Raw genomic sequence first — 16,303 nt, 5'->3', positions numbered from 1 at the left:
CCCACCCATGCAACCGGATGACCGATCCAAGGAGATAAGGATGATGAAAGTCGAAACCACGGCCGTGTTGATCGTCGGAGGCGGAGGCGCCGGCCTGACGGCCTCCATGCTGCTGGCGGGCCTTGGCATCGAGAGCTTGCTGGTCAGCGCTCTGCCAGCTACCTCGATCCTGCCCAAGGCCCATGTGCTGAACCAGCGCACGATGGAGATCCTCAGCGACGCGGGCGTGGCGGAGCAGATTTACGCCCGCAGCACGCCGGCCGCGAACATGAAGGCCATGGGCTGGTACGCCGGGTTCTGTGGTCCGGAGCCCGAGTATGGGCGCAGGATCGGTAAAGTCGAGTCCTGGGGCCACGGCTGCGAGAACCTCAACTGGGTTCAGGCCAGCGCCTGCCGCAGCGCGAACCTGCCGCAGATCCGCCTCGAACCCATCATGAAGGCCCACGCCGAAGCGCTCAACCCGGGACGAGTGCGGTTCCATCATGAACTGCTCAGGCTGGAACAGGATGAACAAGGCGTCGAAGCGTGCATCCGTAACCACGACACGGGCGAGGAGTATCGGGTCCGCGCGAAGTACCTGCTGGGCTGCGACGGAGGCCGAACCGTCGGCCGCCAGGTGGGCATCGAGTTCGAGGGGCTGGGAGCGATCGCCAGTTCCATCACGGCGCACATCTCGGCGGATCTGTCCCAGATCGCCACCGACCCCGACGTCCTGATCCGCTGGATCTGGAGCCCTGCATTGGGCGAGATGACCGTGCTGGTGCCGATGGGACCCGACCACTGGGGGCCGGACAGCGAGGAGTGGGTGGTGCACGTCACCCAGCCGATCGACCAGGCGAAGGATTTGACCGATGCACAGATCGAGCAAATGATGCGCTCGGCACTGGGCCTCGGCGACAGGCCGATCACCTTCCGCAAGATCAGCCGCTGGACTCTGGAGGGTTTGCTGGCCGACAAATTCCGGGTCGGCAGGGTGTTCATCGTCGGCGATGCTGCGCACCGCCATCCGCCGACCGGGGGGCTGGGGCTGACCAGCGGCATCCAGGATGCGCACAACCTCTGCTGGAAGCTGGCGGCCGTCCTTAAAGGCCAGGCCGACGAGTCGCTGCTCGACAGCTACGAGAGCGAGCGCCGGCCCGTCGATGCGCGTAACATCCAGCGTTCCATGGAGAACGCGGTCACGCACTTCGAGATTGGCGCAGCGTTCGGCTTGAGTCCTTCGTCGACCGCCGAACAGAATTGGCAGCAGCTCAAGCGGGTGGTCAGCGGGCTGCCCGCGGATGCCGCGCATCGGACCAAGGCGCTGCAGGCGATCCGGCGGGCCAGTATGGAGGCCAGCGAGCTGAACGTGGAATATGGCTACCGCTACGAGTCGGACGCCATCGTTCCCGATGATTCCCCTCAGCCGCAACCGGTCGACGAAATCCGTCTCTATGAGCCCAGCACGCGTCCGGGCTCCCCGCTGCCCCATGCCTGGATCGACCTCGAGTCGGGTGAGCGCCGGGCTCTGAAGGACTTCGTTTCGCCGGGTCGATTCCTCCTGATCGCCGGCGAGAACGGCGAGGACTGGAGCCGGGCTGCCGAGACCATCGGCCGGGCCAACGACCTGCCGATCGACGCCGTGCGCATCGGACATCTCGAAGGCGACGCGTTCGATCCGCGGCTGGCGTGGGCCCAGTTCCGCGGAATCTCGGCATTCGGCGCCGTCCTGGTACGGCCGGACCGGGTGGTGGCCTGGCGATGTGCGGGGCGTGTCGCTGATCCGGCGGCTACACTGGCCGACGCACTGTCCAAAGTCCTGAGCCGCGATCTGCGCGCGCAGGCGTGATCGCCGTTGAACCTGGCGCGCCGTAATCACCGACAATCATTCCGGTCAACCGGCCAAGATGGTTGTCGGTGAAAGGGCGCATTGACTCAGGATTTTTGTTACCGAGCACCGTATGTTGCCTCATGTAACTTGTTACCCGTCAGAATGGTGGCGGGGACGACTTATGACGAGGCGGCTCAGCATGACAACACGACGGAAATTGACTGGGGCAGTCGGTGAGCGGTACCGCCGCTCTGACAGGAACGAGAAGCGCGAGATTCTGGACGGGTTTGTGCAGGTGACCGCCTATCACCGCAAGCACGCGATCCGGATACTGTGCACTGAAGTCCGGGCACCGAAGGCCAAGCCAGGCCCACAAAGGTGCTACAAGGACGAGGTGCGTGCCGCGCTGATCACGCTGTTGGGGGCGCCGCAGAACGGATCTGCGGTAAACGACTGAACGCACTGATTCCAACCTTGATCGACTCGATGACGAGGCGTGCCGCATGGTTGCAGACAAGCGCTTGCCTCGCGCCTACTGTTTCGACTCGATCGAGCAATAACATGATTCACCTTTCTCGTGCAGCAGCCGTCTCCCTGATGCCGATTTCGTGCGTGAGAACATCTGCCTTTGGCACACCCAGTGCCTTGCGATACTTAGGTATCAGCATATGCGCGGATTTCGCCATCCTGTTGAGCCATCCTGCCGTGACCAATCCCAGTCCCGGCAAATGCGACACGCCCGCTCGACTTCCGAGCGTAACGACCATCGTGGGATCGTTTGTTTTAGCCTTGTAATGCTTGAATCCATCCGAACGCCCCTCGAGCACCGACCGGATGTTTGCTTCCGCCACTTTGACTTGACCCTGCACGTGCCAGGCCATCTTGTTCTCCGTCAGGTCGGTGATATCGCCGATCGCAAACACGCTGCTTTGTCCGCAAACGCGTAAAGACCGGTCGACTTTGATTCGTCCCGCGGAGTCCAGCAATTCGGGATGCTGCGACCGCATGAACGCAGTGTTGGGCCGCCCACCGATGCACCACAACAGGAGGTCATATGAAAGCGTGCGACCGCGGTCGGTTTCGGCTTCTCCCTCGGTACCGAACAAGTCGTCGGTAGGTTGCCTCCCCACCAGACGCTCATTAACGATGACGGCGACGCCTCGTTCGGCCAATACCCGTTGCGCGTGGGCGGCCAGTTTCGGCGAGGTTCCCCCCAGGATTCGCGGCCCTGCCTCCAGCACGGTTAGCCGTTTGTCAGGAAACGTCTCGCTGATTTCCCCTGCGATCTCGATCCCGATCGGGCCGCCACCAACGATCAAAACGTTCCGTGCTTGCAGCAGGCGAAAATGGAAGCGGCTATAGAAGGCCTTGCGCTCCTCGAGCGTGCCCCCTTCGGAGCGCACCAGCGGACTGGAAAAGCGGCTGCCGGTTGCCAGGACGCTAACGTCGCTTGATAGGGTCGACGTGTGGCCATCGATGTGTTGTACGTTTGCCGCATCCGTGGACCACTCAATCAGCCGTCCGCGAATGTGCCTGACTGTCGGCAGCGCTTCCGGGAACGGGATGATTGCCGGCTCGGCGAAGTTTGGCGCAACGAGGCTACGCGGCGCCGACATGGGCACTTCGAAGTAGTCGAGCGGATCCACCAGCGTTACCGGGTAATCCCGGCTTAGCCGGCGAGCCAGCGACGCGCCGGCGATTCCGCCGCCGAAGATGGCAACGGTTTTTGAAGCAAGCGGCATGGAAGATCCTTCTTTTGCGCATGGGCACACGAGCGCCGACTGCAAAACGGCGCGTCTGTACATATGCAGGTCACCTTTGATAACCTAGTCAAAATACAGTACTGCGCAAGACACTGACAAGAAGGCACATGTATGTTACCGGCCAGGAAAATTCACTCGGGCAAGCAGCCAGCCGAGGAACAGGGGCCACAGAATGGCAATTCCTTGCCGGCGCTGAACACGCGACACGCGGGCTCCGAAGACAGTTCGACATGCCAGGCAGTGGGTACGGTGCTCTCGCGTATCGGCGACAAATGGAGCGTGCTCGTCGTCATGCAGCTAGCGGCCGGCCCTCGTCGCTTCAACGAATTGAAAAGAGCGATCGGCGGCATCTCGCAGCGCATGTTGACCCTCACTTTGCGCGGGCTCGAGCGGGACGGTATGGTTGCGCGCACCGTATTCCCGACCGTTCCGCCCAGGGTCGACTATTCGCTGACGGAGTTGGGTCAGTCATTGAGGGCCCCGGTCGAAGCGCTTGGCATTTGGGCGTTCGAGCATCTTTCCGCGATCGAGCAAGCGAGGCAGGCTTTTGATATTCGGCATGGACTCGATGAAAGCATTTAATCGCGGAACATGGTGGGCGTCGAGGAACTGAACCGGCTTCAGGTGGTGTTCTTCACCGGCCGCGGGCGGCATGCCTGTGAGCCGGGACCAGGTGCCGAGCCATGCAGGCGCAGAGAAGCGTTCCTGTGCTGGTCCCGCAGGTATGTCCCGCGCCGTATCGCGGGCGCGGGAGAGAGGCTATGGGCGGGCGTCATTGCAGTTGCCGATGACGACTAGCTCATGTACAGACCGCCGTTTAGTGAGAAGTCCGCTCCCGTTGCGAATCCGGCTTCGTCGCTAGCAAGCCAGGAGACGATAGAGGCAATTTCGGGGGCTTCCCCGAGACGGCGAACCGGAATGCTTTGAACGATGGCCTCCAGGATCTCTGGGCGCACAGCGCGAACCATGTCAGTGCCGATGTAGCCCGGAGACACCGTATTTACGGTGATCCCCTTGGTTGCAACCTCCTGTGCAAGCGACATCGTAAAACCGTGGATGCCGGCCTTGGCGGTTGAGTAATTGGTCTGGCCAAACTGCCCCTTCTGACCGTTCACGGACGAGATGTTGATAATTCTGCCCCACTTCTTATTCACCATTTCGTCGAGGACCTGCTTGGTCACGTTGAACAGGCTCGTGAGGTTAGTCGCAATGACCTCGTTCCAGTCCTCCCTGGACATCTTGCGAAAGACGCCGTCCCGAGTGATGCCTGCATTGTTCACCAGCACGTCGATATCGCCGACCTCCTTCTTCACCTTGACCAAGGCAGCCTCGGTTGAATCCCAGTCAGCGACATTGCCCTCCGAGGCGATAAACGAGAAACCCAGTTCGGCTTGCTCAGCCAGCCATCGCTCTCGTCGCTGAGATTTCGGCCCGCATCCTGCCACGACAGTGAGCCCGTCCGTGTATAGACGCTGGCATATCGCCGTTCCAATTCCGCCCATGCCGCCGGTTACATAAGCAATTCGCTTCGCCATATCATTCGCTCCAGGTAGGTTACGGTGACTACGGTCAAAAAAAGACGGACGACGTTGAAACATTACGTTCTACTGAGTGATTCATGAGAGGCGGCAGGGAAGACGCCAATCCGGTCGAATGCGTCAAGCACGTGCGAAATGCTCGATGGTTGACGCCGGCTCATCTCGGCTCGAGGCTCTCGGGTATGGCTTCTAGTTGTCGGATGCCAAATTTTAGGGGCGTATGCTTACGCTAACCCGAATATTTTGCAACTTCAAGTACGACATTTGAATTCTTAAGCGGACCCCGGTTCCGGTCTGCCCGCCGAGGTCCGTAGCGCCGTGCCGCTGTCGCGAACCGGATGCAAATCCGGCCTTGTACTATACTGACTACTCTGATGACGTGCTTTGTCAACATGACAGTCTAATTCATAATGGAAAAGCGCAGTCCAATGCCAAAAAAGAATACCGGCTCCTCAGAGGGTTCGCGCGCCGTTCCGACGCGCAAAGCGCGAGCGGCGGAGCCGGAGGACCACCGAGTGCGCACCGGCGCGGCACGCAGTGAGCGCACACGCCGGAGGCTGCTTGCTGCAGCAATGGCCGTCTTTGCCGAACGCGGGGTAGACGCGCCCGTTATCGATGATTTCATCGCTGCAGCTGGCGTCGCGCGCGGTACTTTCTATAACTACTTCAATTCAACCCAGGAGTTGCTGGATGCCGTCACTGTAGAATTGAGTGACGCGATTGTCGGCAGCATTGAAAACGTGGTTTCCCAGGTGCCCGATCCGCTGAAACGGATGGCGCTTGGCTGCTTGCTCTACATGCATCTTGGCGTAGACGTGCCCACCTGGGGCGATTTCCTGATGCGCGTGGGTTCACGAAGCAAGGCGACCGGAAAGCTGGTCAATATGTACTTGCCGCGAGACCTGAAGATGGCGCACAAAGCAGGAGAAGTCGACTATCCGACTTTACGTGCGGCCCACGATCTGGTCTTCGCGAGCCTGAACCAGGGCATCCAGACAGTGAACTCCGGGGAGGCGCCTCGTGATCACCTGCGACAGGTGCTGCTGCTCGCGCTACGCGGGGTAGGCGTTGCCCCCGCGCTTTCTGCCCGCCTAAGCCAGATGGAGCTTCCGGAGGTCGAGTTGCCCGCGGGGGTCTTCGACGACGTTTCCCTGGCGCGGCGACATCTCGCAGGTTGAGTCGCTTTGTCCATCAACGCGAGGCGTTGATCTTCACAACAGGAGACAGCGTCGTCACTGCGGTGGTCGGCGGCGCGGCAGCCAATGACTGGCTCCCGCGCACTTGAGGCCAGGGGCGCACCGCGTCTGCGATTCCATTTTTGTTTGGCCGCCGAATAACGGTCGACTTCTCCGGGTCATTGCGCTACCCGCGTGCGAACTGCACGCCACGAAGATATCTACAGCACCCGTTGCGTGTCCCGGCGCGCACAGACTTCCTGCCACCAGCGTTCTGCTGGTCTGCATCACGTCGAACTCATCGACACACCTCCTGCAAGACGAGCGCGTCCGCCGCGAGAAAGCTCACCAGACTCGCGACGCCGGCGCAAAACCATTGCCCGTGAGCCCCGGCTATGAGCGCATGAAACTACCCCGGTTTAACGTCTAATGATATGAACATTTCAGTTCAAGATGAACTAAAGTGTCATCTTGACATGCAAGTACACGTGGCCTACTCTGTGTTCACGGAGGCGCGAATCGAACGCTACCGGGACGAAAAAATAAAAAGCAAAGCCAATGTGATACGACGATTCAAACGGGTCCGGGTATCGACGCAGGCGTTTGACTTTGGAGGAAGACAAAGTGGAGACACTGAAAGGAAACGAGCCCGTTTCTGTGGATGTGGCCATCGTTGGTTACGGCCCCACGGGCCAATTGCTGGCGCTTTTGCTGGGTCGGCTAGGGCATCGGGTCGCAGTGGTCGATCGCTGGCCGCATTTATACCCGTTGCCACGCGCCGTTCATTTCAATCACGAGATCGCCCGCATTTTTCAGTGTGCGGGCCTCATTGACGAGGTCATGCCAATCGCGGATCGGATCGACTTCTACGAGTGGCGCAACGAGAAGAACGATCTGCTGCTTCAGCTGGATTGGAGCGGTCTCGGCCAAAGCGGATGGCCCGTTGCCAGCATGTTCGCGCAGCCCGATCTGGAGCGCCTTCTTGACCGCCACGTGAAGGCGATGTCGTGCGTCACGGTGTGCCAGGGCTGGGAAGCGAAGGCGCTGACTCAAACGAACACTGGCGTACAGATTGGGATCGAGCGAGGTGAGCTGCGCGACGGTCAATGGATTGGCACGGGCGAGCAGGGTTCCATCGAGGCGAAGTGGGTCATCGGTGCCGACGGCGCCAACTCCTTCGTGCGGCGAGCACTGGATATCGGATGGCAAAACCTCGGGTTCGCTTTCGACTGGCTGGTGATCGACGTAAAGCCGCGCTTCGCGCGTGACTGGGTGCCCAACATGTGGCAGCTATGTGATCCGGCACGGCCAGCGACGCTGGTGCCGGGCGGCCCTGGCCGTCGTCGTTGGGAGTTCATGTTGCTGCCCGGCGAACGTGCCGAAGACATGAACCGTGCGGAAGTCGCGTGGAAACTACTGGCGCCCTGGGACGTCACGCGCGCTAACGCAGAGCTGGAGCGGCACGCCGTCTACACGTTCCGCGCGCAATGGGCCACGGACTGGAAGCGCGGCCGCGTCTTGCTGGCCGGAGATGCCGCGCACCTCATGCCGCCATTCGCGGGACAGGGTATGTGCAGCGGCATGCGTGACAGCATGGCGCTCGCCTGGCGGCTCGATTCTGTGCTGCAGGGCCGGCTGCCTGAAAGCGTACTGGACAGTTATGGCTCTGAGCGCAGCGGTCATGTGCGGGAGCTGATCGATTTTTCGATCGACCTTGGCAAGTTCGTCTGCATCACTGATCGCAAGGCTGCAACGCGGCGCGACGAATCAATGCGCGCCGCACAGGCGAGGCCCGGCTACGTCGCGCCGCCTCCGCCCTCGCCATCCCTCGGACCCGGTCTCTGGATGGCCGGCGCACCGGCGGCTGGACGGCTCGGCATGCAAGCGGAGGTGGAATTTAATGGAACACGAGGGTTGTTCGACGACGTGGTCGGCAGAGGCTTTGCGCTCATAGCCCGCGACGCGGACACCCTGGCGGCGATCTCCGCCGTCAATCACGAGGCGCTGCGGGCTCACGGTGCGGCAATCGTGCATATCGGCCCCGGCGGCATGAATGACGTGAACGGGAACTATGGGAAATGGCTTAGCGGGCTCGGTTGTGTCGCAGCGCTCGTGAGGCCCGACTTCTATGTGTATGGCGGCGCACGCACGCGGGCAGAGATCGACGGTTTGCTGGACGCCTGGCGAGATTCGCTGGGATTGGCCGCTCACGCTGCAACTGACGAGAGGAGATGCGCATGAGCACCTCACGCCGGTACGACCGTTTGGGCGTGCATTCGATCGGTGAATTTCACATGACCGTGCCTTCGCTCACGCAAGCCGAGAAGTTCTATCGCGCATTCGGCCTCCGGGTGGAGCGCGATGCAAGCGGCCTGACGCTACGCACACACGGCCGTAGCCATGTCTGGGGCCGCCTGTGCGAAGGGACGAGGAAAAAGCTCGACAGCGTGAGCTTTCATTGTTTCGAGGACGATGCGCACGCACTGTACAGCCATATCCTTTCCCGCGGAGTCGAACGGATTTCGTCGCCTGCGGCTGGCGATGCCACGGGTATCTGGTTTCGCGATCCTGATGGACTGGCGTTACAAGTGAAGCCCGGCGCCAAGACGACCATAAACTGCTCGCACCACCGCCATCCCGAGCTTCCTCAGGACGGGATACGGTGTGCGCCGTATAGCGGTCAGGCGAACCCGGCCTTGCCCCAGCGGCTTTCACATATCGCACGCATGACGGCGTCCGTTTCTGCCCAGCTCGACTTCTACACCGATGTGCTGGGTCTGCGTCTGTCGGACCGCAGTGGCGATGCGGTGGCTTTCCTGCACGCGCCGCACGGGTCCGATCATCATCTCGTCGCTTTCATGCACAGCGAAGGGCCGGCGCTGCATCACCTGAGCTGGGATGTGCCGACCGTCGAGGACGTTGGCCTCGGCATGAAGCGCATGCATGAGGCCGGCTACACCACGGGGTGGGGCGTGGGACGTCACGTGCTCGGGTCCAACTATTTCTATTACGCGCAAGACCCATGGGGCAGCTGGTGCGAGTTCTCCGCCACGATGGACTACATCCCTGCGGACGTCGAATGGCAGGGTCTCGACCATCCGGCAGATAACTCCGTTTATCTATGGGGGCCGCCAACCGAGCCACTCCTGTTCGTCAATTCCGAAGCTTGAGCGCGACCAGCGCGTGCGTGCCTTTTCGCTGCGCGATGCCCGCGAGCTCCTTTGATTCAACGACCGAAGATCCGACATGAAACTCGTCACCTTTAGCTGCCGCGGCCGTGTATCGGTCGGCAAAGTAGTAAACGACCAGATCATCGATCTGCCCTCGAGCGACGGCGCGCTGCCGCATACGATGCTCGAACTGCTGCAGGCTGGACCGGCCACGCTCGAGCGGGCTCGAGCGGTCGAGCTTGACCACGCAGTGACATTTCCGCTCGACGATGTCCGTCTGGAAGCGCCCGTGCCCAACCCGTCCAAGTTCCTCGCCATCGGCATGAACTACCGTAAACACGCGCAAGAGGCGATCGATCTTGGCGTGAAAGTTCCCGACAGCCAATTGTGGTTCAACAAGCAAGTCTCCTGCATCAACGGGCCGTACGATCCGGTGCAGATGCCCGTGGCATCCGACCAGCTCGATTACGAAGCCGAGCTTGGCGTGGTCATCGGCAAGCGCTGTCGGCATGTGAGCGTCGAGCAAGCCCCTTCGGTTGTGGCCGGCTACCTCGCCGTGAACGATGTGTCGGTGCGCGACTGGCAGATGCGCTCGCCGACGATGACACTAGGCAAGAGCTTCAACACGCATGGGCCCATCGGCCCGTGGATCGTCACCGCCGACGAGATTCCCGATCCGCACACGCTGAAGATTCGCATGAAGGTGAACGGCGAACTGCGCCAGGAAGGCTGTACGAGCGAACTCATCTACGACATCTGGCAGCAAATCGCTCATCTGACGACGGTAATGACACTCGAGCCTGGCGACATTATTGCCACGGGAACGCCCTCGGGCGTCGGCGTGGCGATGAAACCGCCGTCGTATCGCCGCATCGGCGATGTGATGCGCGTTGAGATCGATGGCATCGGGCACATCGAAAATCTCGTCGTTGCCGAACCGAACCGCTCGGAGTAACAGACATGTCCCGCAAGATCATCATCACCTGCGCCGTCACCGGTTCCGTTCACACGCCGAGCATGTCCGCGCATCTTCCCATCACGCCGGACCAGATTGCCGAGCAGGCAATCGAAGCCGCCGAAGCCGGCGCCGCAATCCTGCACCTGCATGCGCGCGACCCCAACGACGGCCGGCCTTCGTTCGACCCCGCCGTATACCGCGAATTCCTGCTGCGTATTCACGCGGCCACCGACGCCGTCATCAACATCACCACGGGCGGCTCGGTTCTGATGACGATGGAGCAGCGGCTTGCCGCGGCGTTCGACGTCTCGCCGGAAATGGCCTCGTGCAACATGGGTTCGATCAATTTCGCATTCCACACCATGCTGGACAAGGTCAAGGACACGAAATACGACTGGGAGCGCGATTACGTCGAACGAACGCGCGCAAACATCTTCCGCAATACCTTCGCTGACATCGAGGATCTGCTGGTCGGCCTTGGTCGGGCACACGACACGCGGTTCGAGTTCGAGTGCTACGACGTAGGCCACCTGTACAGCCTGAAGCACTTCGTCGACCGTGGACTCGTGAAGGGGCCGCTTTTCCTCCAGTTCGTGATGGGCATTCTCGGCGGCATCGGCGCTGACCCGGACAACCTCGTCCATATGAAGCGCATCGCGGACAAGCTGTTCGGCGACAGTTACCAATGGAGCGTGCTCGGCGCTGGCCGTCACCAGATGCCAATGGCGATGCAGGCGGCACTGATGGGCGGCAATGTGCGCGTCGGCCTCGAGGACGCGCTGTCGATCGGACCGAGCCGGCTTGCTACCTCGAATGCCGAGCAGGTGCGCATGATCCGTGGCTTGCTGGAGTCGTTGGGAATGCAGATCGCTAGTCCAGGCGATGTGCGGGACATGCTGAACCTGAAGGGTCGTCAGCAAGTGCGACTGGGATGAGGGGGCTATGCAACATCCTGTGTTCGAACTCGAACAGCGGCGCTGCGCGGCGTTGCTGACCAGGGATTTCGTCGAACTTGACCTGCTGACGTCGCCCCGGCTGGTGTATGTGCATGCGCCAGGTGTCATTCACGGACGCGAAGCGTTGATGCAGTTCATTCGGCAAGAGGTGCAGTTCAGCGCCGTGCAGCGACGTGACCTGCAGGTGCGGGCAGCCGGCGACGTGGCGTGGATGACGGGACTGTTGCGCTACGAAGGGTGGCGCCTTCCGGCGCAGCAGGCGTTCGAGGCTTTTTCCTTTGTAGTCCAGATCTGGGTCCGCGTCGATCGACACTGGCAGATGGAGCTCTGCCAGTCGACCAAGGTGGAAGAAGCGAGCTGGAGGGCAGCAGCAGCGCATGCAGTTGGCGGGTCACCGCCGGAACAGCTCGAACCGGGCGAGGGTGCGGGCGTGATGTGCTCGTTTAGCGAATAAGGAGCAGGGCAATGAAGATGAATGTGGCAGTCGTTGGAACCGGCACCATGGGATCGGTGATGGTAGGGCATCTGGCGCGCCGGGGACACACCGTGACGGTGTGGAACCGCACCCGCGAAAACGCGGCGGCAGCCATCGCTGCGGGTGGCAACTGGGCGAATACGCCCGCTGATGCCAGCCGGAATGCCGATGCAGTCGTTGTCGTGCTTTCCGGCGACGAGACGGTGCTCGACGTGCTGATGCGCTCCGACGGTGTGTTTGCAGGCTGCAGGCCAGGTACCGTGGTGATCGAGATGTCGACCACGGCCGCTGCGACCAAGCGCAAGGCTGCGATCTCGGCGGCGCAGGCGCGCGTCGACTTTCTCGACGCGCCGTTTTTCGGATCGCTGAAAGAGGCCGAGGCAGGAGGTCTCTGGCCCGTGGTGGGTGGAGATTCCGATGTGCTGGCACGCGTGAGTCCCGTGCTGGAAGCCTACAGCGATCGCATCTTTCACGTGGGCCCCGTCGGCGCGGCGGCCACGGTGAAGCTTGCGGGAAACCTGCTGGTGCTGACGATGGTCGAGCATCTCGCGGCCTCATTGGCAATGATCGAGGCCAACGACGGGGACCCGAAGATCCTGCTCGAACTGCTGGGGATCACCGGCTTCAGATCGCCGCTTTATCAGGCCAAGGGCAAGCAGATGATCGATGGCGACTTCGCGCCGAGAGGCAGCGTCGACACGGCGATCAAGGACCTGGGTCTGATCGTCGCGGCTGCGGAGTCTGCCGGCATACCGACGGCCGGCCTGATCGACATACGGGCGCGGTACCAGAGAGCGCGCGAACTGGGCGGCGGCGAGTCCGACATGGCGAGCGTGATTGCTGCCGAGCGTGAGCACGCTGGAGGCGCAGTGCATTCGTAGTTGAAACACCCGCCGCGACGGTCCGGGGGCATGCGCCCGCGGGTCCGCGGGCGTGGATCGATTTTCCATCATAGCGCCGGCTTTGACCGGCACAAGGAGACACCATGCACGCGAGAGTTTCGCACGCGTTAGACGATATCGGCTCGTCGGACGCGCGCTACGAGTTCAAGGCAGTAGGGCTTCTCGCCCTCGGATTCGGGATGGTCGGTCTTGACCGCTTCATCATCAACCCGCTCTTTCCGGCAATGCAGAAGGATCTCGGGTTGAACTACCAGGAACTGGGCCTGATTTCGGCCGTGCTGGCGCTAGGTTGGGGAATCGCGTCGATTTTCAGCGGCAGACTCTCGGACCGGCTGGGGCGCAAGCGAGTGCTCGTGCCAGCCATCGGCGCTTTTTCGCTACTCGTGGCCACGAGCGGACTCGCGTCGGGACTCATGAGCCTGCTACTGATACGCGGGCTCATGGGGCTCGCCGAGGGAGCATACGTGCCAGCCAGCATCGTCGCGACGATCGAAGCGTCGAAGCCGTCGCGCGTCGGGCTGAATATCGGTCTGCAGCAGATGGCGTCGCCGCTGGTTGGCTCTTTCCTCGGGCCGCTGATCGCCATTGGTCTGTTGAAGGCACTGCCGAGCTGGCACTGGGTGTTCGCGGTCGTGTCCGTGCCTGGACTTGTGGTCGCCTGCCTGCTGGCGCGTGTTCTGCGTGAGCGCCCGCCTGCCGCGCCGGTGCGGGCGCAGGTTCAGGCGGAACCCCCGGCCTCGTGGGGGAGCGTGCTCTCCCAGCGCGCAGTGCTCGTCAACACCGCTTCGATGTGCTGCTTTCTCACTAGCCTGCTCGTGCTGGCGGCGTTCATGCCGAACTATCTGGTTGATTACCTGAAGCTCGATCTCGGCAGCATGAGCATCGTCCTTTCTGCGTTCGGCGCTGGCGGCTGCCTCGGCATGGTGCTCGTTCCTGCGCTTTCGGATCGTCTCGGATGCAAGCGGGTAATGGTCGGCGCAATGGTTTTCGCCCTTGTAGCCTTGTGGGTTCTGCCTTCGATCGGTGGGGCGCAGTCCGCCACGCTGTGCGTCTTGCTCTTCGTCGCCGCCTTCATGAACACGGGTGTCCTCGCGATCAACGTCGGGCCGCTCACGCACGGCTCGGTCCCTGCACGCTGTGTGACCACCGCGACGGGCGTGGTGGTCGGCATCGGCGAAGTTTGCGGCGGCGCGGTGGCCCCCGCGATGGCCGGCACCGTGGCTCAACGCCTCGGCATCGCCGCGGTGCCATGGATCGCAGTCGGCGCCATGTCGCTCGCATGCGTGATCGTGCTGCTTGCCGTGCGGGAGCCTAGACGGGCTAGCGCCGGAAACCCCGCCGATGCCGGCATGCCCGCGGCGTGAACGTGCGCGGCACGACGGCTCAATCTTGCTCAAAACAAGGAATGGAATATGACTTCGCTCGCATCGGATCTTCTGGACTTCCACGGAAAAACGGTGCTCGTCACGGGTGCCGCAACTGGCATCGGACGGGCTGTGGCGCTCGCTTTCGCAAAACACGGAGCGCGCTTGTCGATCGGCGACATCAACGAGGATGCCGCGCGTGAAACCCTCGATGGCATCAAGCGCCTCGGTGCGGAGGTGATCTTTGTGCGCACCGACGTTTCCAGCGAAGCCGACGTGCAACATCTCGTGTCGGAGACGGTACGGCGCTTCGGCAAGCTCGACTGCGCGTTCAACAACGCAGGAATTGCACCCAGAGACGCCGACCGCAGCGCGCTCGCACAGCTGGATCTCGCTGTTTTCGATCGCCTGCTCGCCGTCAATCTGCGCGGAGTATTCCTGTGCATGAAGTACGAGCTGCAGGAAATGGCGCGCTCGGGCAGCGGGGCGATCGTGAACACTGCGTCCGTGGCAGGCATCGTGGCCGAGCCCGGCGTGGCCGGCTACGTCGCAGCGAAGCACGGCGTCATCGGGCTCACGAAGAGTGCCGCGATCGAATACGCGAGCCAGGGCATCCGTATCAATGCGCTGGCGCCCGGCTGGGTCGATACGCCGATGACGGTGGCGCTGAAGGACGAACCGGCACTCAACGCGCGACTGCGCGAAGCCGCGCCGATCGGCCGGCCGGCGCGGCCGGAAGAGATGGCGGGGTCCGTCCTCTTCCTCTGCTCGGATGCGGCGTCGTACGTGACCGGCCAGGTCCATGTGGCGGACGGCGCGGCCACGGTGCGCGGGATGTTCCCCACACAACTGGTCGGGAAGCCTCTGTAAATGAACCCTCAGTGGAGCTTGTCATGACTGAAGTTGCAAACAGCAGCCGCAAGGCATCCGTCGCAGCAGATCGTGATGCGCTGCAGGCATATGGCTTCGACGCGTCGCGCCTCGCGCGCGTGCGCGAAGCCGTCATATCGGACGTCGAGCAGGGGCGTTGCCACGGCGTCGCCATGCGCGTCGCACGTCGGGGCACGACGGTGCTCGATTTGTGCGAAGGCCATGCAGACCGTGCAGCTGGCACTCGTCTACAGCCGGACTCAGTTTTTGCATCGATGTCGGTCGCGAAACAGTTCACCAACGTGCTCGCGTTGTCGCTGGTCGAGCGCGGTTTGCTCAAGCTGCACGCGCCCGTGGCGGAGGTGATCCCGGAGTTCGGCACGCTCGGCAAGGAGCGGGTCAACCTCTACCACCTGCTCACGCATACGAGCGGTGTCCTGTCGGCTGTGCCGAACGTGCCGCCCGAGGTGCTGACGAACATCGACGCGATGGTGCATTACGCTTGCGGACTGCCTCTCGAATCGCAGCCCGGCGAACGTGTCAATTATTCGCTGTTGCTCGGTCATTCGATCATCGCAGCGATGTGCCTGCGTGTCGGCGGTCGTGGCCGGCGTTTTGCCGACATGCTGCGCGAGGAGCTGTTCGAGCCGCTTCGCATGAGCGACACCAGTCTCGGCCCACGAGCCGATCTCCTCGAACGTCTATGCCCGGTGCGCGTAGCGTACGAGAACATGCCGTCGCTGACCCCCAAGGAGGCGGTCGAGGGCGTGGGCGCGCTGATCGCTATGCCGGGCTGCGAGATCCCGGGTGGCGGATGCATGACGACGATCAACGACGTACTGCGCTTCGCCGAGATGTTGCGGCAGGGCGGTGCGCTGGATGGCGTGCGCGTGCTGTCGCCGGCGATGATCGACTTTTGCGCGCGAAACCATACGGGCGACATGCGCAACGTCTTCTTCGACACGACCTGCGGCATGCGTAACTGGATGACGTATCCCGCGGCCATCGGCGTCGGCTTCTTCGTTCGGGGCGACGGCAATCTCCCGGGTCATCACTTCAGCGCGCTGCATTCGGCGAAGGCCTTCGGCGGGTTTGGCGCAGGATGCAACGAGTTCAGCATCGATCCGCAGCGTGACCTCACGATCGCGTTCCTCTCGACTGGCCTGATGGAGGACAGCCGCCACCTGGAGCGCATGTCCACCATTGCAACGCTGGTGCTGGCGGCCATAACGAACTGATCAGGCGGACTGACGGCTGCCGGTTGGCGCCCCAGCGGCGGTTTCATGCGCGCCGCAGGGTCCACTGCAAATTTGTCCAAGGAG

The 16,303-nt window shown here is 62.3% G+C and carries 15 protein-coding genes; 13 read left to right on the top strand and 2 right to left on the bottom strand.

Going from position 1 to position 16,303, the window contains the following annotated elements:
- Positions 1-40: 40 nt before the first annotated feature.
- Both L0U83_RS40350 and L0U83_RS40345 read left to right on the top strand, forming a co-directional pair.
- Complete coding sequence (locus L0U83_RS40350) at positions 41-1,828, top strand: FAD-dependent monooxygenase (RefSeq protein ID WP_233890185.1); 1,788 nt, start codon at positions 41-43, stop codon at positions 1,826-1,828.
- A gap of 181 nt (positions 1,829-2,009) precedes the next feature.
- On the top strand, positions 2,010-2,267 hold the full coding sequence (locus L0U83_RS40345; RefSeq protein ID WP_233890184.1) for a hypothetical protein: 258 nt from the start codon (positions 2,010-2,012) through the stop codon (positions 2,265-2,267).
- A 109-nt stretch (positions 2,268-2,376) separates the two neighbouring features.
- Here the strand turns inward: L0U83_RS40345 and L0U83_RS40340 are convergent, their stop codons facing one another.
- On the bottom strand, positions 2,377-3,552 hold the full coding sequence (locus L0U83_RS40340; protein ID WP_233890183.1) for an NAD(P)/FAD-dependent oxidoreductase: 1,176 nt from the start codon (positions 3,550-3,552) through the stop codon (positions 2,377-2,379).
- A 132-nt stretch (positions 3,553-3,684) separates the two neighbouring features.
- On the opposite strand from L0U83_RS40340, the gene L0U83_RS40335 reads away from it, so the two are divergent.
- Positions 3,685-4,155, top strand: a complete 471-nt coding sequence (locus L0U83_RS40335; RefSeq protein ID WP_233890182.1) for a winged helix-turn-helix transcriptional regulator — start codon at positions 3,685-3,687, stop codon at positions 4,153-4,155.
- Positions 4,156-4,367: 212 nt separating this feature from the next.
- On the opposite strand, the gene phbB is transcribed toward L0U83_RS40335, so the two are convergent.
- Complete coding sequence (gene phbB, locus L0U83_RS40330; protein ID WP_233890181.1) at positions 4,368-5,108, bottom strand: acetoacetyl-CoA reductase; 741 nt, start codon at positions 5,106-5,108, stop codon at positions 4,368-4,370.
- Positions 5,109-5,521: 413 nt separating this feature from the next.
- Here phbB and L0U83_RS40325 point away from each other — a divergent pair, with 413 nt between their 5' ends.
- The 10 genes from L0U83_RS40325 (at position 5,522) to L0U83_RS40280 (ending at position 16,219) form a co-directional block, all read left to right on the top strand.
- Positions 5,522-6,289 carry a TetR/AcrR family transcriptional regulator gene (locus L0U83_RS40325; protein ID WP_308445132.1) on the top strand — a complete coding sequence of 256 codons (768 nt, stop codon included), beginning with the start codon at positions 5,522-5,524 and terminating at the stop codon, positions 6,287-6,289.
- 621 nt (positions 6,290-6,910) lie between these two features.
- On the top strand, positions 6,911-8,527 hold the full coding sequence (gene mhpA / locus L0U83_RS40320; RefSeq protein ID WP_233890179.1) for a bifunctional 3-(3-hydroxy-phenyl)propionate/3-hydroxycinnamic acid hydroxylase MhpA: 1,617 nt from the start codon (positions 6,911-6,913) through the stop codon (positions 8,525-8,527).
- Positions 8,518-9,456 carry a VOC family protein gene (locus L0U83_RS40315; protein ID WP_233890178.1) on the top strand — a complete coding sequence of 313 codons (939 nt, stop codon included), beginning with the start codon at positions 8,518-8,520 and terminating at the stop codon, positions 9,454-9,456. The genes mhpA and L0U83_RS40315 overlap by 10 nt, the downstream gene beginning before the upstream one ends.
- 76 nt (positions 9,457-9,532) lie before the next feature.
- Positions 9,533-10,411: a fumarylacetoacetate hydrolase family protein gene (locus tag L0U83_RS40310; RefSeq protein ID WP_233890177.1), complete on the top strand. Its 879-nt coding sequence runs from the start codon at positions 9,533-9,535 to the stop codon at positions 10,409-10,411.
- Positions 10,412-10,416: 5 nt separating this feature from the next.
- Complete coding sequence (kce, locus tag L0U83_RS40305; RefSeq protein WP_233890176.1) at positions 10,417-11,349, top strand: 3,5-dioxohexanoate:acetyl-CoA acetone transferase; 933 nt, start codon at positions 10,417-10,419, stop codon at positions 11,347-11,349.
- 7 nt (positions 11,350-11,356) lie between these two features.
- Positions 11,357-11,824: a nuclear transport factor 2 family protein gene (locus tag L0U83_RS40300; protein ID WP_233890175.1), complete on the top strand. Its 468-nt coding sequence runs from the start codon at positions 11,357-11,359 to the stop codon at positions 11,822-11,824.
- An 11-nt stretch (positions 11,825-11,835) separates the two neighbouring features.
- Positions 11,836-12,726, top strand: a complete 891-nt coding sequence (locus L0U83_RS40295) for an NAD(P)-dependent oxidoreductase (protein ID WP_233890174.1) — start codon at positions 11,836-11,838, stop codon at positions 12,724-12,726.
- A gap of 104 nt (positions 12,727-12,830) precedes the next feature.
- Positions 12,831-14,111, top strand: coding sequence for an MFS transporter (locus tag L0U83_RS40290; RefSeq protein WP_233890173.1), 1,281 nt, complete (start codon positions 12,831-12,833; stop codon positions 14,109-14,111).
- A gap of 48 nt (positions 14,112-14,159) precedes the next feature.
- Positions 14,160-14,981 carry an SDR family NAD(P)-dependent oxidoreductase gene (locus tag L0U83_RS40285; RefSeq protein WP_233890172.1) on the top strand — a complete coding sequence of 274 codons (822 nt, stop codon included), beginning with the start codon at positions 14,160-14,162 and terminating at the stop codon, positions 14,979-14,981.
- Positions 14,982-15,004: 23 nt separating this feature from the next.
- Positions 15,005-16,219 (top strand): serine hydrolase domain-containing protein, encoded by a 1,215-nt coding sequence (locus tag L0U83_RS40280; RefSeq protein ID WP_233890171.1) that lies wholly within the window; start codon positions 15,005-15,007, stop codon positions 16,217-16,219.
- The last annotated feature ends 84 nt before the right edge of the window (positions 16,220-16,303 follow it).

The sequence above is a fragment of the Paraburkholderia flagellata genome (genome assembly GCF_021390645.1).
GTDB lineage: Bacteria > Pseudomonadota > Gammaproteobacteria > Burkholderiales > Burkholderiaceae > Paraburkholderia > Paraburkholderia flagellata.
Note: the sequence above shows the minus strand (reverse complement) of the source record. Positions and strands in the feature narration are given on the sequence as shown.